The 20,151-nt window shown below is 48.1% G+C and carries 15 protein-coding genes; 14 read left to right on the top strand and 1 reads right to left on the bottom strand.

Annotated features, from left to right (window positions below; translation table 11 throughout):
- Positions 1–4 precede the first annotated feature (4 nt).
- The 12 genes from ACHA99_RS21655 to lpxC all read left to right on the top strand — a co-directional run bounded on the left by ACHA99_RS21655 (position 5) and on the right by lpxC (position 15,245).
- Entirely contained in the window at positions 5–1,759 is a 1,755-nt protein-coding gene (locus tag ACHA99_RS21655; RefSeq protein ID WP_105251191.1) for a penicillin-binding transpeptidase domain-containing protein, read from the top strand.
- Complete coding sequence (gene murE, locus ACHA99_RS21650; RefSeq protein ID WP_393944892.1) at positions 1,756–3,258, top strand: UDP-N-acetylmuramoyl-L-alanyl-D-glutamate--2,6-diaminopimelate ligase; 1,503 nt, start codon at positions 1,756–1,758, stop codon at positions 3,256–3,258. The genes ACHA99_RS21655 and murE overlap by 4 nt, the downstream gene beginning before the upstream one ends.
- Positions 3,255–4,637, top strand: a complete 1,383-nt coding sequence (gene murF, locus ACHA99_RS21645; RefSeq protein WP_393944890.1) for a UDP-N-acetylmuramoyl-tripeptide--D-alanyl-D-alanine ligase — start codon at positions 3,255–3,257, stop codon at positions 4,635–4,637. The genes murE and murF overlap by 4 nt, the downstream gene beginning before the upstream one ends.
- The gene (mraY, locus tag ACHA99_RS21640) at positions 4,638–5,720 is read left to right on the top strand and encodes a phospho-N-acetylmuramoyl-pentapeptide-transferase (RefSeq protein WP_006079891.1); all 1,083 of its coding nucleotides are present in this window, start codon (positions 4,638–4,640) and stop codon (positions 5,718–5,720) included.
- A 6-nt stretch (positions 5,721–5,726) separates the two neighbouring features.
- Entirely contained in the window at positions 5,727–7,046 is a 1,320-nt protein-coding gene (gene murD, locus ACHA99_RS21635) for a UDP-N-acetylmuramoyl-L-alanine--D-glutamate ligase (protein ID WP_131525724.1), read from the top strand.
- Positions 7,036–8,247: a cell division protein FtsW gene (gene ftsW / locus ACHA99_RS21630; protein ID WP_113941076.1), complete on the top strand. Its 1,212-nt coding sequence runs from the start codon at positions 7,036–7,038 to the stop codon at positions 8,245–8,247. Before murD ends, ftsW begins: the two co-directional genes overlap by 11 nt.
- Positions 8,247–9,335 (top strand): undecaprenyldiphospho-muramoylpentapeptide beta-N-acetylglucosaminyltransferase, encoded by a 1,089-nt coding sequence (gene murG / locus ACHA99_RS21625; RefSeq protein ID WP_168826594.1) that lies wholly within the window; start codon positions 8,247–8,249, stop codon positions 9,333–9,335. The genes ftsW and murG overlap by 1 nt, the downstream gene beginning before the upstream one ends.
- 2 nt (positions 9,336–9,337) lie before the next feature.
- Positions 9,338–10,804: a UDP-N-acetylmuramate--L-alanine ligase gene (gene murC, locus ACHA99_RS21620; RefSeq protein ID WP_105251197.1), complete on the top strand. Its 1,467-nt coding sequence runs from the start codon at positions 9,338–9,340 to the stop codon at positions 10,802–10,804.
- 151 nt (positions 10,805–10,955) lie between these two features.
- On the top strand, positions 10,956–11,705 hold the full coding sequence (locus ACHA99_RS21615; RefSeq protein ID WP_168826587.1) for a cell division protein FtsQ/DivIB: 750 nt from the start codon (positions 10,956–10,958) through the stop codon (positions 11,703–11,705).
- Positions 11,686–12,921 carry a cell division protein FtsA gene (gene ftsA / locus ACHA99_RS21610; protein ID WP_006079897.1) on the top strand — a complete coding sequence of 412 codons (1,236 nt, stop codon included), beginning with the start codon at positions 11,686–11,688 and terminating at the stop codon, positions 12,919–12,921. The genes ACHA99_RS21615 and ftsA overlap by 20 nt, the downstream gene beginning before the upstream one ends.
- 33 nt (positions 12,922–12,954) lie before the next feature.
- On the top strand, positions 12,955–14,142 hold the full coding sequence (ftsZ, locus tag ACHA99_RS21605) for a cell division protein FtsZ (protein ID WP_106648312.1): 1,188 nt from the start codon (positions 12,955–12,957) through the stop codon (positions 14,140–14,142).
- A gap of 182 nt (positions 14,143–14,324) precedes the next feature.
- Positions 14,325–15,245: a UDP-3-O-acyl-N-acetylglucosamine deacetylase gene (lpxC, locus tag ACHA99_RS21600; RefSeq protein WP_011845621.1), complete on the top strand. Its 921-nt coding sequence runs from the start codon at positions 14,325–14,327 to the stop codon at positions 15,243–15,245.
- A gap of 12 nt (positions 15,246–15,257) precedes the next feature.
- On the opposite strand, the gene ACHA99_RS21595 is transcribed toward lpxC, so the two are convergent.
- A complete protein-coding gene (locus ACHA99_RS21595; RefSeq protein ID WP_105251200.1) occupies positions 15,258–15,704 on the bottom strand; it encodes a DUF721 domain-containing protein in 447 nt (148 codons plus the stop codon).
- Between the two features lie 27 nt (positions 15,705–15,731).
- Between ACHA99_RS21595 and ACHA99_RS21590 the strand changes: the two genes are divergently transcribed.
- On the top strand, positions 15,732–16,631 hold the full coding sequence (locus ACHA99_RS21590) for a M23 family metallopeptidase (protein ID WP_105251201.1): 900 nt from the start codon (positions 15,732–15,734) through the stop codon (positions 16,629–16,631).
- Positions 16,632–16,691: 60 nt separating this feature from the next.
- Complete coding sequence (gene secA / locus ACHA99_RS21585; RefSeq protein ID WP_393945001.1) at positions 16,692–19,418, top strand: preprotein translocase subunit SecA; 2,727 nt, start codon at positions 16,692–16,694, stop codon at positions 19,416–19,418.
- The last annotated feature ends 733 nt before the right edge of the window (positions 19,419–20,151 follow it).

Raw genomic sequence — 20,151 nt, 5'->3', positions numbered from 1 at the left:
AGATATGACTAGGCAAGCGAAAATCAAACGGGTAAGCAAACCGCAAAAACCTCAATTGATCCACTGGCGTTTATACGTAGTGGTCGGGTTTGTGTGTGCGTTGTTTTGCAGCCTAGTGGGACGCGCAGCTTACATTCAAATTATCGAGCCCGACAAATTACGTCACGAAAGTGACATGCGAACATTGCGGACCACTAGTCGTGAAGTGCAGCGTGGCTTGATCACCGACCGTAATGGCGACATGTTGGCCGTGAGCGTACCTGTACGAGCCGTCTGGGCCGATCCAAAACAAGTCAATGATAGTAATGGTTTTGCCGATATGCGCCGCTGGCAAGCCTTAGCCGATGTGTTGCATGAGCCCCTCGAAGATTTGTTAGAGCGAGTGCGCAGTAACCCCACCAAACGCTTCACCTACTTGAAACGCCAAATTACCCCTGCGGTTGCGGACTATATTACTCAGCTTAAATTACCCGGTGTATTTCTAAAGTCTGAATCTCGCCGTTATTATCCTGGTGGTGAAATCACAGCTCAGTTAATCGGCATCACTAACATAGATGATGTTGGGATTGAAGGTGTTGAAAATGCTTACAATAGTTGGTTAACAGGTACGCCTTCCAAACAAAAAGTGCGTAAGTCACGCGATGGTCATGTCGTCGAGCGTCTGGATATAGTGCAGGAAGGTGAGAGCCCTAACGATCTCGTGCTGAGTATCGATCATAGGATCCAACAATTAGCCTATCGCGAACTAAAACGCACCACTGAGATGAACCAAGCGACTTCGGGTTCGATTGTCGTCCTCGACATTCACACGGGTGAAGTCTTGGCTATGGTGAATACGCCTTCGTATAACCCCAATGCGCGCGACAATCTGCAAACCTTCAGAATGCGTAACCGTGCTATGACAGATACCTTTGAGCCGGGTTCGACCATTAAGCCATTTGTGGTAGCCGCAGCGCTTGAAGCTGGCACAGTTAAATCGACCGATATTATTGCCACTTCACCGGGTTGGATGCGTTTAGGTGGTCGCCAAGTACGTGACCCCGCGAACTACGGCGATATGAGTTTGGCGCGTATTTTGGCTAAATCCAGTAACGTCGGCATCAGTAAATTGGCTTTGTCTATTCCGGTGCAGCAACTGCTCGGCACTTATCAATCCATGGGACTTGGCAGTTTTTCGGGAATTAACCTCACGGGTGAAAGCGCTGGCTTGATTCAAGATCGCCACCGTTGGTCAGACTTTGAACGTGCCACCTTGTCCTTCGGTTACGGCTTAACGGCAACAACACTTCAACTTGCGCGTATGTACGCCACCTTAGGCAATGGCGGCACTTTGTTCCCTGTCTCGATAATGAAACTGAAAAAGCCACCTGTCGGTGAGCGAGTCATTTCTGAAAATGTGGCCCACGATGTGATGCAAATGCTAGTCGGCGTAACGGAAAAAGGTGGCACTGGCACCTTAGCGCACATCGACGGTTATCCAGTTGCAGGTAAGTCTGGCACAAGTCGTAAGGCAGTTGCTGGTGGCTATGGTGATGATTATGTTGCTTTATTTGCGGGTGTTGCTCCTGCGAATAATCCTAGATTAGCGATAGTGGTGGTAGTGAACGAGCCTAAGGGCGATCTCTATTATGGTGGTTCAGTGGCGGGGCCTGCATTTGCCAAAGTCATGTCTGGCGCACTGCAAATGTTAAACGTTGAACCCATTACCGATAAAGAACAAGTGCAATTGGCGGGAATAGCCGCTGGGAGAGCAGAATGATGTTATTACGGGATTTGCTAGCGCCTTGGCTACATTATGCTGGCGCGCAGTCCTTCAATGATCTGACCTTAGATAGCCGCGCAATACGTCGCGGCGATGTGTTTTTGGCGCTGCCAGGACATAAGGTCGATGGCAGACAGTTTATTGAAAAAGCCTTAGATTTAGGTGCCGCAGGCGTATTAGTTCACACGGATGATGCTGACCAACATGGTAAAGTGTTGCTGGGCGATAATGCCGAGCACGGTGTGCAGATTTATTTCTTTCAGTTAAGTCGTCAGGTATCGGCAATTGCCGCCCAGCGTTATCCCTTAGCGCACAAGTCTGCCGTTATGCCATCCCTTGGGGTTATCGGTATTACTGGAACTAACGGTAAAACCTCTACGAGTCAACTCATTGCACAACTGGTGACTTCATTGGGGCGCAAAGCCGCCGTCATGGGCACCCTTGGTAATGGTCTCTGGGGGGCGTTAGTCGATAGCGGTAATACCACAGCCGATGCGATTACCTTAATGCGTCAGTTGCATGAGTTTGAAGCCCAAGGCGCGAGTGTCTGCGCCATGGAAGTGTCAAGTCACGGCTTAGTGCAAGGCCGCGTCGACGCAGTACCATTTGATGTTGCCGTGTTCACTAATCTGACACGCGATCACCTCGATTACCACGGCGATATGGAAAGCTATGCCGCCGCTAAACAAAGCCTATTTCGCTTCAGCACTTTAGGTCACGGTTTATTGAATCTCGACGATGCAGTTGGCGCGTCTTGGTTGACTGAGCTTAAGCCTGCGCCTGCGCAGATTTGGGGTTTTAGTATTGAAGGTCATCAAGGTGCGGCTTTTTATACCAAAAATGCCAAGTTTGACGATCAAGGTGTCAGTGCAACCTTAGTGTGGCCCGAGGGCGAGACTCAAATCCACTCGCCACTTCTTGGTGCCTTTAATCTCTCTAATTTACTCGCGGCGTTATCGGCCTTGTATCTGCAAGGTTTTGATATGAAAGCGTTAGCGGAGCAAGTGCAATATTTAACGCCCGTTGCAGGTCGTATGGAGCGTTTCACTACAGCGGATAACATCACTTTAGTGGTCGATTATGCCCATACACCCGATGCGATCGAACAAGCGTTAAACGCGCTACGTCGCCATTGTACCGGTGATTTATGGTGCGTGTTTGGTTGTGGCGGCGACCGTGATAAGGGCAAGCGTCCTTTGATGGGTCAAGCTGCTGAACAGTTTGCCGACCGCCTTATGGTGACCAGCGACAATGCACGCAGTGAAGACCCTGCGCAAATTATTACCGATATTATCCAAGGGCTTGCAACACCTGAACAGGCATTGACTGAGGTTGACCGTATCGCAGCGATTAAAGAGGTTGTGGCATTGGCTAAACCTGGCGATGTGATCTTGCTTGCGGGCAAGGGCCACGAAACTTACCAAGAGGTGGCAGGTGTGCGTCATGACTATGATGAACGCGCCCTGGCACGCCAGTTATCGGAGCAATCAAGATGATCCCTCTTTCTCTCGAGACTCTAAGTCAACACTTAGGCGTGCATCGAGTCGGTGACGACGTCACCATCCAAGATTTAAGCAGTGATAGCCGTAAAATCGGCGCTGCAACCCTGTTTGTTGCCTTAAAGGGTGAGCGCTTTGACGGCCATGATTTTGCAGCAACAGCTATTGCGAACGGCGCAGTGGCGTTAATGGTTGAGCGTGAGTTAGCTTTTGATGTCCCGCAGCTCATTGTGGCTGATTGTCAAAAGGCCATGGGCGCGATTGGTGCTTATGTTCGTGACCAGATCAATCCGATTTGTGTTGCTTTGACTGGCTCAAACGGCAAAACCAGCGTGAAGGAAATGATCGCGACTATTCTGTCGGCAAAGCATCAAATCCTCTATACCGCTGGCAATTTTAATAATGAGATTGGTGTGCCGCTCACTTTGCTGCGTTTAACGCCAGCGGATGAGTTTGGGATATTCGAGCTCGGCGCTAACCATAAAGGTGAAATCGATTACACCTCGGGACTTGTGCGTCCAAACGTCGCGCTGGTGAATAACGTCGGCAGCGCCCATTTAGAAGGATTTGGATCACAAGCAGGTGTCGCACAGGCGAAGTCAGAGATTTTTAATCATCTGCAGGCCGATGGCACTGCCATCATCAACGCCGATGATGCCTTTGCTGATTTTATGAGCGTTAAGGCAAGACCTTATAAGCAACTGAGCTTCTCCCAGCAAGATGGCGCTGCTAAACGTCATATCGACGTGATAGCGACAGGCCATAAGACTAATGCGGATGGTTGCTATCGTTTTATGCTCAATTATTTAGGTGAATCTTGCCAAGTGGTATTGCCGTTGGCGGGTCGTCATCAAGTGAGTAATGCACTCGCCGCTGCAAGTGTTTGTATTGCTTTGGGATTGAGTTTGACTGAAATATCAGAAGGCTTGAGCCAATTAACGCCAGTGAAAGGGCGAATGCAGCCGAGTCAATTGGGACGCGTGCGTCTAATCGACGATAGCTATAACGCAAATCCTGTCTCCGTTGGCGCGGCGATCGCTTGGTTAAAGGAAATTTCTGAAAATCGCTGTCTGGTACTGGGAGATTTAGGAGAATTAGGCGACAATGCGCCCCTTTTACACGCTGAACTAGGGCAACTGGCCAAGCAACAGGGGATTGATGCCTTGTTTTGTACCGGAACGTTAAGTCAGCACACGAGCCAAGCTTTCGGTGCGGAGCACTATGACAGTGTGGCGACGTTAGTAGAAAAACTTATAAAGCATATAAACCAGTTGCCGGGACAGGTAACGGTTCTCGTTAAAGGTTCACGTAGCGCCGCCATGGAGCGGGTCGTGGATGGCCTAACAGTAGCCTTCGGGCGTGGGGAGTTAGTGTAAATGCTGGTATATCTGGCCGAGTATTTAACCCGTTTTCATACCGGGTTTAACGTGTTTTCCTATGTGACATTTCGAGCCATTTTAGGCTTATTGACCGCATTGGTTTTTAGCTTATGGTTTGGCCCTAAACTGATTGAACGTTTGCAATTACTGCAAATTGGTCAGGTTGTGCGTAACGATGGTCCAGAATCACATTTTAGTAAGCGTGGCACGCCGACTATGGGGGGCTTGCTGATATTGGCTGCTATTTTCATCAGCGTGTTGCTGTGGGGCGATCTCGGTAGCCGCTATGTGTGGGTCATGCTGTTTGTGCTCGGCAGTTTCGGTTTGATCGGCTTTATCGACGATTACCGCAAAGTGGTGCGTAAAGACACTAAAGGTTTGATCGCGCGCTGGAAGTACATTCTGCAATCTTTGGCTGCGCTGCTTATTGCTTTTTTCCTGTATGCCACAGCGGCAAATCCAGGTGAAACCCAGTTAGTGGTGCCTTTCTTTAAAGACGTGATGCCGCAACTCGGCGCCGTATTTATCGTATTGGCATACTTCACGATAGTGGGTTCGAGTAATGCGGTGAACTTAACCGATGGTCTCGATGGTTTGGCGATTATGCCGACGGTAATGGTTGCGGCGGCGTTTGCCTTGATTGCTTATTTGTCGGGTCACGCTCAGTTTGCAAACTACTTACATATTCCGCATTTACCCGGTTCGGGTGAGTTAGTGATCGTCTGTACCGCCATTGTCGGTGCGGGTCTGGGCTTTTTATGGTTCAACACTTATCCCGCGCAAGTCTTCATGGGCGATGTGGGTTCACTGTCATTAGGTGCTGCATTGGGCACGATCGCAGTGCTTGTTCGCCAAGAAATTTTGTTAGTGATTATGGGCGGCGTGTTCGTGATGGAAACCCTGTCAGTCATTCTGCAGGTGGGTTCGTACAAGTTACGCGGCCAGCGTATTTTCCGCATGGCGCCGATCCACCATCACTATGAGTTAAAAGGCTGGCCTGAACCTCGAGTGATAGTGCGTTTTTGGATTATCTCGATATTCCTCGTCTTACTTGGCTTAGCCACGTTGAAGTTAAGGTAATTGGTTATGCAAAATCAGTATTCACACATAGTGTTAGGTTTAGGGGCAACGGGTTTGTCCGTGGTGCGCTATTTGTGTGGAAAGGGCATTACGCCATTGGTGATGGACAGTCGTCGGCAGCCTCCGGGCGCCGAAACGTTAGCGACGTCTTTTCCTGATGTGAAGCTGATTTCTGGCGGATTCGATTGCCGTTATCTTGTGCAAGCGACGCAGATCATTATCAGTCCAGGCATTGCCACTTATACCCCAGAGGTACGTGCCGCGGTGGATATGGGCATTGAGGTGATTGGCGATGTGGAGCTATTTGCCCGTGAAATTGCTGACCGTAAACCTTGTGTGATTGGCATTACTGGCTCTAACGGTAAATCGACCGTCACTACGCTGGTGGGCGAGATGGCAAGGGAAGCGGGTATTGCTGTTGCCGTCGGAGGTAATATCGGTGTGCCTGCGCTGGATTTACTGCATGAAAATGCGGACTTATTTGTGCTTGAGTTGTCGAGCTTTCAATTGGAAACCACCCACAGCCTTAAGTGTGTGGTGGCGACCTGTTTGAATATCAGCGAAGACCACATGGACAGATACAGTGACATTGATGCCTACCGCGAGGCTAAATTACGCTTATACAAACAAACCCGTGCCGTACTCTTTAATCGTGACGATAAACTGACCGTACCGCCAGAACCAATGAACCAAAACAGTTTTGGTTTAGCGGCGCCAGAAGCGGACGAATGGGGCATCAGCGATAGCAAGATTTATCACGGCAGCAGCGAAATAATGCCGATCACTGAAGTGTCGCTGATTGGCAGCCATAACCATGCCAACCTACTTGCGGCGATGGCGCTTGTGGATGTCGTCGGTGTCGATAAGCACGTTATGGCAAAAGTGGCGCGTACTTTTACTGGCTTATCCCATCGCTGTGAAGTGGTTGGTGTTAAGAATGGCGTGACCTATGTCAATGACTCTAAAGCGACAAATGTCGGTGCCACAGTCGCCGCGCTCGATGGCTTGAGTGACCACTTAGGCGATATTATTTTGATTGCTGGCGGTGACGGTAAAGGGGCTGATTTTAAGCCTTTAGCTGTGGCTTTAGCTAAAGTGACACACCTCATCACCTTAGGCCGCGATGGTAAAAAGATTGCTGCATTGAAAGACGGCTCGATAAGAGTCGACACTATGGCTGCTGCGGTAGCGAAAGCCGCTGAATTGGCAACCTCTGGTGATATCGTTTTATTATCGCCAGCCTGCGCCAGTTTAGATATGTACAGTAACTTCATGGCTCGAGGTGATGATTTTAGAAACCTCGTGGGACAACTTAATGGCGAGTGATGCAAGACAACTTAGCCTATTTGGGCGTTTGCGTTTAGCAATACCCAATTGGCAACGTGATACCGAAGTCCCGGGCGTGCAATTGTACGACCGTGCTTTGCTCGCTGCTGTGTTGTCTTTGATTAGCTTCGGCTTTGTAATGGTGATGTCAGCCTCTATGCCTGAAGCGCAAACGCTCACGGGGAACCCATTTTATTTTATGACTCGCCATGTGGGTTATTTAGTGGGTTGCTTATTCATTGCGGCATTTGTGCTAAGAGTAGAGATGCAGACTTGGCAGCGCTGGAGCCCCATGTTGTTGTTGATTGTGGGTTTGATGTTGTTAGCTGTATTGGTAGTTGGTACTACGGTAAACGGTGCGACGCGTTGGTTATCCATAGGCCCTATTCGCATCCAGGTGGCGGAAGTCGCTAAATTTGCCTTCGCCATCTATATGGCGGGTTACTTAGTGAGGCGTCATCAGGAAGTGCGCGAGAATGCTAAAGGCTTCTATAAGCCGATTGCAGTATTTGCGATTTATGCTGTGCTGATTTTGATGCAGCCCGACTTAGGTACTGTGGTGGTGCTATTTGTTGGAACGGTTGGTTTATTGTTTTTAGCCGGTGCGCGTTTACTCGATTTCTTTGCCTTGATTTTTGCGGGCGTATTGGCGTTTGTGGCCCTAGTGCTATTGGAACCGTATCGTATCCGCCGAGTGACCTCCTTTATGGATCCTTGGCAAGATCCCTTCGGTAGCGGTTACCAGTTGACTCAATCTTTGATGGCCTATGGTCGAGGTGATTGGTTTGGCCAAGGGCTAGGTAATAGTATTCAAAAATTAGAATATTTACCCGAAGCGCACACTGACTTTATTTTTGCCGTGATCGGGGAAGAATTGGGCTTTATCGGCATTATTGCCGTGTTATCTGTACTGCTATTTGTGGCGCTGAGATCGATTCGTTTAGGTAATTTGTGTTTAGCCATGGATAAGCCATTTGAAGGTTATTTAGGTTATGCCATCGGTATTTGGATTTGTTTCCAGACTGTGGTGAATGTCGGCGCGAGTATCGGCATGTTACCAACCAAAGGGCTGACATTACCTTTTATCAGTTACGGTGGTAGTAGTTTATGGGTCATGACTGCGGCAGCGATGATGTTGCTGCGCATTGATTACGAGCGGCGCATGACATTAGTTCAGGCCGTGCAAGGGAGATTGAAGTGATGACTCCAACAGGAAAACGTATTTTAGTCATGGCGGGTGGTACGGGAGGACATGTGTTCCCGGCACTGGCGGTGGCTAAGTATTTAGCTCAACAGGGTTGGCAAGTGCGTTGGTTAGGCACGGCCGATCGTATGGAGGCGCGTTTAGTGCCCCAGTATGGATTTGATATTGATTTCATTGATATCAAAGGTGTGCGCGGTAATGGTTTGATCCGAAAACTCGCGGCGCCCTTTAAAGTGGTGCGCTCAATATTGCAGGCTAAGGCCGTGATTGCTGAGTTTAAACCCGATGTTGTGCTTGGCATGGGCGGATTCGCCAGTGGCCCAGGTGGTGTGGCGGCAAGATTAGCCGGTATTCCATTGGTACTACATGAGCAAAATGCCATCCCAGGGATGACGAACAAGTTGTTGTCGCGGATTGCGACGCAAGTGTTATGTGCCTTTAAAAATACCTTTACCACAGTGAAGGCCAAGGTTGTTGGTAATCCGATTCGCCAAGAACTGATTGCCTTAGGTGCAGAACCTAAGCATGAGGCTGATGAAGCCTTAAAAGTGCTCGTGGTCGGTGGCAGTCTTGGCGCCAAAGTATTTAACGATCTTATGCCAGAAGCTGTCGCGATACTGAGTCAGCAGCAGTCAGTGACGGTTTGGCATCAAGTGGGTAAAGATAATCTTACGGGCGTGAAGGCGGCATATCAGCAACAAGGACAAGATGGTGGCGTGAATATCGCTGAGTTTATCGACGATATGGAAGCCGCCTATCGCTGGGCTGATGTGGTATTGTGCCGAGCTGGCGCCTTGACTGTGTCTGAGTTAGCGGCGGTGGGGCTACCGAGTATTCTGGTACCTTATCCCCATGCAGTGGATGATCATCAAACCCGTAACGCTCAAGTATTGGTTGAGGCTGGCGCAGCTTTCCTATTGCCACAGGCCATCTTGGACGTGAATAAACTGGCGAACAAATTACAGTTGCTCGCCAATGACAGAACAGAATTAGCCCGTATGGGCCAAAGAGCGAGAGACGTTGCGGTACTGGATGCGACAGAACAAGTTGCCGCAGTGTGCATCAGCCTTGCTGAGAAAGGATAAGCATGACTAAGACAGAAAGATACGCACAACTGAGAAGCATGATCCCAGAAATGCGCCGTATTAAGCGTATTCACTTCGTCGGCATTGGCGGCGCGGGCATGGGCGGGATCGCCGAAGTGTTAGTGAACGAAGGCTATCAGGTGAGTGGTTCGGATATTGCGCAAAATGCCGTGACCGACAGATTGTGTTTACTCGGAGCCAAGATCCAAATTGGTCATGCCGCGGAAAACGTGCAGCAAGTGGATGTGGTCGTCATATCAACCGCGATTAATCTGGAAAATCCAGAAATCCTTGCCGCTAAAGAATTACGTATTCCTATTGTACGTCGTGCTGAGATGTTAGCCGAGTTGATGCGTTATCGACATGGTGTGGCGATTGCGGGCACGCATGGTAAAACCACGACAACGAGTCTTATCGCCAGCGTTTATGGTCAAGCTGGGCGGGACCCAACCTTTGTGATTGGTGGTTTGCTCAACAGTGCCGGTACCAATGCCAGATTAGGCACCAGCCGTTATTTGATTGCCGAAGCCGATGAGAGTGATGCGAGCTTTTTGCATTTGCAGCCTATGGTCAGTGTGGTGACTAACATCGAAGCTGATCATATGGATACTTATGGCGGTGATTTTGAAAAACTGAAATCGACTTTTGTGGATTTTCTGCACAACTTGCCGTTCTACGGTGTTGCAGTGGTGTGCATTGATGATGCCGTCGTGCGTGAGATTCTGCCGCGTATTGGCCGTAAACACGTGACCTATGGTTTCAGTGACGATGCGGACGTGCAAGCACTTAATTTTAGCCAGCAAGGTCATCAGTGTCGTTTTACTGTTAGACGTAAAGCTAAAGAAGATCTCGATCTGGTGTTGAATTTACCGGGTCAACATAATGTGCTCAATGCGTTAGCGGCCATTGCGGTGGCGACTGAAGATGAAATCGACGATAACGCGATTACTCAGGCTCTAGTGGAGTTCCAAGGTATAGGACGTCGTTTCCAGCATTTAGGCAAATTCGCCACGCCGAAGGGCGAAGTCATGTTAGTGGATGATTATGGTCATCATCCCAGCGAAGTTGCGGCGACCATTAAAGCTGCGCGTGCAGGATGGCCTGATAGACGTTTGGTGATGGCGTATCAGCCGCACAGATACACTCGTACCCGTGATTTGTATGAGGATTTTGTGGAAGTATTATCGCAAGTGGATTGCTTATTGTTACTCGATATTTATAGTGCGGGTGAAGCGCCGATCACAGGTGCGGATGGTCGCGCATTATGCCGCTCAATTCGCTTGCGTGGTCAGCTAGATCCGATCTTTATCGCAAGCCCAGATCTGCTTGCAGAAGTGCTGCCCGATGTATTGCAGGACGGGGATTTATTACTCACCCAAGGTGCGGGTAATATTGGCGCCCTGTCACGACAGTTAGCGTCGTCTGGATTAGGGTTTGCTGTGGTGGAATTACCTGCGCAAGCAAGCTGATCTTTAGCGCTTGATCTGCGAGAAAAAGGAAATTTTGACCAAAGGATTTTGGTCTATATAATGGCCGGTTTTCTGTGGTTTTTAATGGGTGTCGTTAAAGGTGGGATGAAGCGTGTCTTGGAGTGATAAGAGGCGGCACTGGCGGGCAAGAATGTCACGGTTTAATTGGTATCAGTGGAGCGGGGCTGGATTTTTATTCTTCATCGTAGCCAGTTTTGTATTTGGTGGCTATCAGTTACATAAATTTTTGAATGATGCCAGCAACTTGCCGATTGAGGCCGTTGCCATCAAAGGTGAGCGGGTTTACACCACAGATAAAGATATACAAGTAGCACTACAGCATTTAATGCAGCGCAGTTTTTTTAGTGCTGACATTACCTTAGTGCAGCAGGCGTTAGAAGCTTTACCTTGGGTATATCGCGCATCGGTAAGGCGTGAGTGGCCAGCGAAACTCAGGGTGTATTTGCAAGAGCAACAACCCGCAGCCCATTGGAATGGTGACTTGTGGTTGAACGTGCATGGAGAAGTATTCGAAGCGCCATCGCACCCAGAACTTGAGCATTTACCGCAGTTATCTGGACCAAATGATATGGGCCTTGAGGTGTTGACTGTCTATGCACAGATCAACTCCCTACTAAAGATTAATGGCTTTACCTTAGCCAGTTTGAATTTAACGCCACGACATGCGTGGCACGCGACCCTTGGAAACGGTATCGTTTTAGATTTGGGTCGAGAAGATAAAATTGCACGGATACAACGATTTATTACTGTTTATCCGGTTTTGGCGAAACAAGAGAAATCCGTTGCCAGAGTAGATTTGCGCTACGACACAGGGTTGGCCGTAGGCTGGGGCGATGCACAAACAAGAGAGCCGATAATTAATGATCAAAAACCAAGATAGAAACCTTATCGTCGGATTGGACATAGGAACCTCTAAGGTCGCAGTGATCATAGGCGAAGTTCTGCCCGATGGCGAAATTAGCATAGTCGGCCTTGGTAACCATCCCTCAAGGGGAATGGATAAAGGTGGCGTGAACGATTTAGATTCGATAGTTCGCAGTGTGCAACGTGCGCTCGATCAAGCGGAATTAATGGCGGATTGCCAAGTGTCATCGGTTTACTTGAGTATTTCGGGTAAACACATCGCCTGCCAAAATGAAAACGGCATGGTATCGATCAACGATGAAGAAGTGACACAGGAAGATGTTGATAACGTGATCCATACGGCTCGCTCGGTGAAGATCCCGACCGAACGTCGCATTTTACACGTGCTGCCGCAGGAATATGCAATCGACGTTCAAGACGGTATTCGCAGCCCAATCGGTATGTCCGGTATGCGTATGGAGGCCAAGGTACACATAGTGACCTGCGCCAATGATATGGCGAAGAATATTACTAAGAGCGTTGAGCGTTGTGGCCTTAAGGTCGACGACTTAGTGTTCTCTGGGATTGCTTCAGCCGATGCTGTGTTGACCTTCGATGAGAAAGATTTAGGTGTGTGTATCGTCGATATCGGCGGTGGCACTACGGATATCGCGGTATATACCAATGGCGCCTTGCGTCATTGTGCGGTTGTACCGGTTGCTGGTAACCAAGTGACGAACGACATTGCGAAGATTTTCCGCACGCCATCGTCACATGCTGAACAAATTAAAGTGCAGTTCGCCTGTGCTCGCAGTTCTATGGTGAGCCGCGAAGACAGTATTGAAGTGCCATCGGTAGGTGGTCGTCCATCGCGGAGCATGTCACGTCACACGCTCGCCGAAGTGGTTGAACCAAGATACCAAGAGCTGTTTGAGCTTGTGCTTAAAGAGTTGAAAGACAGTGGGTTAGAAGATCAAATCGCCGCAGGTATTGTGCTCACAGGTGGCACAGCGTCGATTCAAGGTGTGGTCGATATTGCGGAAGCGACTTTTGGCATGCCAGTTCGCGTAGCGTCACCGCTACCGATCAAAGGTTTATATGAATACGTGGACCAGTCTATTTACTCCACTGGAGTCGGACTGCTTCATTACGGCGCACGACGGGTAATCGAACGTCAGTTCGAACGTCCTGAGCGCCAAGGGGTAACTAGCGCTTGGAATCGGGTCCAAAGCTGGTTTAAGGGCGAATTTTAATTTTCATAACGCAGGCAACACGGAGATCAGACAATGTTTGAGATCATGGATACTCACTCAGACGACGCGGTGATTAAAGTCATCGGCGTTGGCGGCGGCGGCGGTAACGCTGTCGAACATATGGTCAAACACAACATTGAAGGTGTTGAGTTTATCGTTACCAATACAGACGCTCAGGCCCTGAGAAAATCAGGCGCTGGCTCAACAATTCAATTAGGACGCGATGTCACTAAAGGTCTTGGAGCAGGGGCAAACCCAGATGTGGGTCGTGCTGCAGCTGAAGAAGACCGCGAAAACATTCGCGCGGCAATCAAAGGTTCTGACATGATCTTTATCGCAGCCGGTATGGGCGGTGGTACAGGTACAGGTGCTGCACCTGTTGTGGCTCAAATCGCACGTGAAGAAGGTATTCTCACCGTTGCGGTTGTGACTAAGCCTTTCCCATTCGAAGGGAAAAAACGTATGGCTTATGCTGAGCAAGGCATTGCCGAGCTGGCTAAGCACGTGGATTCGTTAATCACGATCCCGAACGAAAAATTATTAAAAGTATTGGGCCGTGGTACTTCTTTACTCGATGCGTTCGCCGCAGCGAATAACGTGTTACTTGGCGCGGTACAAGGCATTGCCGAGCTTATCACTCGTCCTGGTCTGATTAACGTCGACTTCGCCGATGTGAAGACTGTGATGTCTGAAATGGGTAATGCCATGATGGGTACAGGCGTCGCTCGCGGTGAAGACCGTGCCGAAGAAGCGGCTGAAGCTGCTGTTGCCAGCCCATTATTAGAAGACATCGACTTAGCCGGTGCGCGTGGTGTGTTAGTTAACATTACTGCGGGTATGGATATGAGTATCGAAGAATTCGAAACTGTCGGTAATCATGTTAAGGCTTATGCCTCTGACAACGCAACTGTCGTGGTTGGTGCTGTCATCGACCCTGAAATGAGTGATGAGTTGCGTGTAACGGTTGTTGCGACTGGTATTGGTGCTGAAAAGCGTCCAGATATCCAATTGGTTTCTAAACCTGCACCTCGTCCAGAGCCTGTAGTTGTTGAACCAAAAGTCGAAGCCTATGTCGAAGAAGCTGCACATGTGAACTATGCAGCGCCAAAAGGCAACGTGTTGCCAGCGGCTCCGCAGCCAGCTCCTACGCCTGCACCATCGACAAAGCATGAATTGGATTATCTTGATATTCCAGCATTTTTGCGTAAGCAAGCCGACTAGCGAGAGCGTTTGAGTCCAGCGTAATATGTGAGGTGTTGTTCGTTTTGGGCAATACCACAACATAGCTGCATTTGTGTGACATAATAAAGTTATGTTATTATGTTGAACCAGTGCGGCTCGATTTGCCGACGCTGAGTGTACAAATATTAGGCTTTATAATTGGCATATAAACGGGTAACTGAATGATATTTCAACGAACTGTTCAGAAAATGGTGAAAACAACTGGTGTCGGATTGCATTCTGGCAACAAGGTCACTTTGAGCATTATGCCCGCGCCCGTTAATTCAGGGATCGTACTCGTGCGCACCGATTTGAGTCCTGCCGTCGCCATCCCAGCGAAGGCGGAGCAAGTTCGTGAAACCACTATGTGTACGGCACTTGTCAATGACGAAGGTATTCGTATCTCGACCATTGAGCATTTATTTGCAGCACTTGCGGGTTTAGGCATAGATAATGCTGTAATCGAAGTGGACGCGCCTGAAATTCCTATTATGGATGGCAGTGCAAGCCCATTCGTCTTCTTGTTGCAGTCTGCTGGTATTAAAGAGCAGGCCGCGCCTAAGAAGTATTTAAAGATTAAGCGTCCTGTGCGCGTTGAAGATGGCGATAAATGGGCCGAGTTAAAACCGTTTAAAGGTTTTAGAGTCAATTTTAAAATTGATTTTGCGCATCCAGAAATCGCTCGTAGCCAACAGCATGTGGTGATGGACTTTTCAACTTCTGCTTTCGTGAAAGATATCAGCCGTGCCCGTACTTTTGGGTTTATGCGTGATATCGAATATTTGCGAGCCAACAACCTAGCGTTGGGCGGCAGCATGGAAAACGCTGTTGTACTTGATGAATATCGCGTCCTTAATCCCGACGGCCTGCGTTATGAGGACGAATTTGTTAAGCACAAAATTCTAGATGCGTTTGGTGATTTATATGTAGCTGGGCACGCTATTTTAGGTGAGTTCACTGCGTATAAAACCGGTCATGCGTTGAACAACCAATTGGTGCGTGCTTTACTCGCGCAACAAGATGCGTGGGAGTTGGTCAGCTTCGAAAAAGAAGCCGATGTCCCCGTCAGCTTTACCGTACCAGGTGGCGCTGTATTTGCTTAAAAAGCGATAAGATTATTTATTACGGCTGGCCAATGAGGCCAGCCGTTTTAGTTTTTCACCTAGTGAACCGCCAATATTTTCCGCTAATGCTGCAATGTGCTCTGCTGCTGCTGGGCTTAATTCTTTATGTCCCTGTTTAGGCTTTGCGTCATACATTGCTAATCTCGGGTTGACTTTAACTTCAATTGCGGTAAGGATTGGGAGCGTTTCTGCTTGAAGCTGGATTAATAGCTTCGGCTTTTGGAAATTAATTCGCGCAGCCCAGGCCGCCGAAGTGGTTTCAACCACAAGAACACCCTGGCGGAAATTAGCGACTTTTAGTTGCTCCGCAACAGGACCTGCAATAATCTGCTTCACATGCTGATCCAGATACATAAGTAGTTCCGCTTTCTCAGCAAGGTCGGGTAATTTTCCCGATTGATGCAGTAATTGGCTGAGATCTTGAGGGGGCTTTTTCATATGATAATAAGATGGCTGAATTAGGCTATGAGTGTAACAGTATTTATTCAAGGTCGGAATGGCGTCACGCGCTGGCAGCCCAGTAAACGCTGGTTGCTACTTCCAATACTATTGTTGGCCACTGGGTCCGGTATTTATCAACACAACTCCGCTCGATTTCAAGATCAGCAAGCCAGTGTCGATAACGATCGTCTCGTGCGCGAACAACAAAAGAAACAAGTCTTAGAGCTTAAAAGTGCTACTGAGTCTCAACTGGCTATGCTTGTGACTCATGTTGCACGTATGCAAGCCAAGATCACCCGTCTCGAAGCTTTAGGTCAACAGGTCGCCCAGCAGAATAAGTTGGATGAAGATTTTGATTTTTCATCCGAGGTTGGTGTGGGTGGTTTGAGCGAACTAGGCACTAACATCGAGCTCGGACAGCTTATCGACGATATGGATAAGTTGGCATCACGAATTGACAATAATAATGTTCAGCTTTCACTACTTGAAACAGTGTCATCTAACCACCATATAGATGATGAACGTTATATATCAGGTATCCCGCTCGATAAAGGTTGGTTATCGTCACCCTACGGATTACGTAATGACCCTTTCAACGGTCGCAGGTCTGTGCATAAGGGGATTGATTTTACCGGTCGAGAAGGAGCTAAAGTTGTTGCGACTGCTGCAGGCGTGGTGACTTTTGCTGGAAATATGTTCGGTTATGGCGAATTGGTTGAAATCGACCATGGTAACGGTTTGCATACGCGTTATGGCCATAATAAAGCTTTGTCAGTGACTGTAGGTGATGTGGTCGCAAAAGGCGATGCTATCGCCAGTATGGGAAGCACTGGGCGCTCAACTGGGGCTCATGTGCATTATGAAGTGTTGCGCGGCGGACAGCAGATAGATCCACAAAAGTTTGTCTACCGCAAAGCAAGTTAATTGAAACATTGGCTTCTAGTTTCCATCATGGACTTGGCCTACAGAGAATAAGTGATTCAGATGTTTGGTAAATTACTGACAAAAGTATTTGGTAGTCGCAACGACCGCACCCTTAAAGGGCTTCAAAAGATCGTTATTAGCATTAACGCATTAGAAGCTGATTATGAAAAATTAACCGATGAAGCATTAAAGGCGAAAACCGCAGAGTTCCGTGAGCGTTTAGCTGCTGGCGCTTCATTAGATAGCATCATGGCTGAAGCCTTTGCGACAGTGCGTGAAGCGTCTAAGCGTGTATTTGATATGCGTCATTTCGACGTACAGTTACTCGGCGGTATGGTACTCGACAGCAACCGTATTGCTGAAATGCGTACGGGTGAAGGTAAAACCTTAACGGCAACCTTACCCGCCTACTTAAACGCATTGACAGGCAAAGGCGTCCACGTGATTACAGTGAACGATTACTTGGCACGTCGTGATGCCGAGAATAACCGCCCACTGTTTGAGTTCCTTGGTTTAACCGTAGGAATCAACGTCGCAGGTATTGGCCAACATGAGAAGAAAGCCGCCTATAACGCCGATATCACTTACGGGACCAACAACGAGTTTGGTTTCGATTATCTGCGCGATAACATGGCGTTTTCACCGCAAGAACGAGTACAACGTCCGTTGCACTATGCCCTAATCGATGAAGTGGATTCAATCTTAATCGACGAAGCGCGTACGCCGCTGATCATTTCTGGCGCTGCCGAAGATAGCTCTGAGCTATACATCAAGATCAATACCTTGATACCTAATCTTATCCGTCAAGATAAAGAAGATACGGAAGAGTTTGTGGGTGAGGGCGACTACAGCATCGATGAAAAAGCCAAACAAGTGCATTTTACCGAACGTGGTCAAGAAAAAGTAGAAAACCTGTTGATCGAGCGCGGCATGTTAGCCGAAGGCGACTCACTCTATTCTGCAGCTAATATTTCCCTGTTACACCACGTCAACGCGGCGCTTCGTGCGCACACGCTGTTTGAACGTGATGTGGATTACATAGTACAAGACAACGAAGTCATCATAGTCGATGAACACACGGGTCGTACTATGCCAGGTCGTCGTTGGTCAGAAGGCTTACATCAAGCTGTCGAAGCCAAAGAAGGCGTACACATTCAAAACGAAAACCAAACATTAGCTTCGATCACTTTCCAGAACTACTTCCGTCAATACGAGAAGCTGGCAGGTATGACAGGTACAGCTGACACTGAAGCGTTTGAATTCCAACACATCTATGGATTAGACACAGTCGTTGTGCCGACTAACCGTCCAATGGTGCGTAAGGATATGGCGGATTTAGTTTATTTGACCGCCGATGAAAAATATCAAGCGATCATTAAAGACATTAAAGATTGCCGTGAACGTGGTCAGCCAGTATTGGTGGGTACAGTCTCAATCGAACAGTCTGAACTGTTAGCGCGCTTAATGGTGCAGGAAAAGATCCCGCACGAAGTTTTAAATGCTAAATTCCACGAACGAGAAGCTGAAATCGTCGCGCAAGCTGGCCGTACTGGTTCTGTGACTATTGCGACGAACATGGCAGGTCGTGGTACCGATATCGTGCTTGGCGGCAACTGGAACATGGAAATCGATGAACTCGATAATCCAACAGCAGAGCAAAAAGCTAAGATCAAAGCTGATTGGCAAATTCGTCATGATGAAGTCGTTGCTGCGGGTGGTTTACATATCCTAGGCACTGAACGTCACGAATCACGCCGTATCGATAACCAGTTACGTGGTCGTGCGGGTCGTCAAGGTGACGCGGGCTCATCACGCTTCTACTTGTCGATGGAAGATAGCTTAATGCGTATCTTCGCCTCGGATCGTGTCTCTGGCATGATGAAAAAGCTGGGTATGGAAGAAGGCGAAGCGATCGAGCATCCATGGGTGTCTCGCGCAATTGAAAACGCTCAACGTAAAGTTGAAGCCCGTAACTTCGATATCCGTAAGCAATTACTCGAATTTGATGACGTCGCTAACGATCAACGCCAAGTGGTTTACGCCCAGCGCAATGAGTTGATGGATGCGGAAAGTATTGAAGATACTATCCAAAACATCCAAGACGATGTAATTGGCGCGGTAATCGATCAATATATTCCGCCGCAATCAGTAGAAGAGCTGTGGGATATCCCGGGTTTAGAGCAACGTCTACACCAAGAATTTATGCTCAAATTACCTATCCAAGAATGGTTAGATAAAGAAGACGATTTGCATGAAGAGAGTCTGCGTGAGCGTATTATTACTGCTTGGGGCGATGCGTATAAGGCAAAAGAAGAAATGGTTGGCGCGCAAGTGCTACGCCAGTTCGAGAAAGCCGTTATGCTGCAAACGCTCGATGGTCTGTGGAAAGAACACTTAGCGGCGATGGACCATCTGCGTCAAGGTATCCACTTACGAGGTTACGCACAGAAGAATCCAAAGCAAGAATATAAGCGTGAGTCGTTTGAGTTATTCCAACAACTGCTGAACACCTTGAAACACGACGTCATCAGTGTGCTGTCGAAAGTACAAGTGCAAGCTCAGTCAGATGTGGAAGAAATGGAAGCGCGTCGTCGTGAAGAAGATGCCAAGATCCAGCGCGACTATCAACACGCAGCGGCAGAGTCGCTTGTTGGCGGTGGTGATGAGCATGAAGCTGTCATTGCGCAAGCACCGATGATCCGTGATGGTGACAAAGTGGGTCGCAACGATCCTTGTCCTTGTGGCTCTGGTCGTAAGTACAAACAATGCCACGGCAAGTTAAGTTAATCTGCTGACAGATTAAGCCTACTGAATAAGTAGAATAAAACGTACACTAAAGGCAACTTATCTAAGTTGCCTTTTTATTTCTTCATTAATTTAGAATTAAGCCTCACGTTTACTCCCATGTCATCCGGATTACATTCTTACTCTTCTTTATATAGCTAATCGTCGTTATTCCCCATTGAACATCATTTCATTCTTATCGATAGCCATTAAAGCAAAGCCATCGCTGTAGCAAATTTAACCGTTAAAACCCATTTTGTGGATAAGTCTGAGGATAAAGTGGGGGTATTGTGTGACTAACTGAAAGTATTAAAAAAAGATCCATTTTTCTCAAAAAAGCCCTTGCGGACTTTCTCAATCTCCCTATAATGCGCATCCACTGACACGGCAGACAGCGTAACGCAAGTTAAGCAAAGAAAGCCATGCAGTTCATCGGTTAGCGAGCTAAACGATGAGTGTTGAGAAAGTTGAAAAAACTACTTGACGCACTAACGGGAATGCGTAGAATACGCAGCCCTGACCCGCTGAAAACTCAGTGCCTGGTCAACGCTCTTTAACAATTTATCAAGCAAATCTGTGTGGACACTCACAGGTGTTGAGTTAATCGAAACTGCTTAACCTTCGGGTTGGCAGTCAAAAATTTAAATCAATGTAACAATGAGTGTTCATAGTAATATGTACAGTTTGTTTCTTTAGTTAGAAACAAATGACAGAATTCATTGAGCCGTTTGACGAA

It is taken from the genome of Shewanella sp. S23-S33 (genome assembly GCF_043359565.1).
Taxonomy (GTDB): domain Bacteria; phylum Pseudomonadota; class Gammaproteobacteria; order Enterobacterales; family Shewanellaceae; genus Shewanella; species Shewanella oncorhynchi.
The sequence above is the reverse complement of the archived record's forward strand: the minus strand, read 5'-3'. Positions and strand labels throughout refer to the sequence as shown.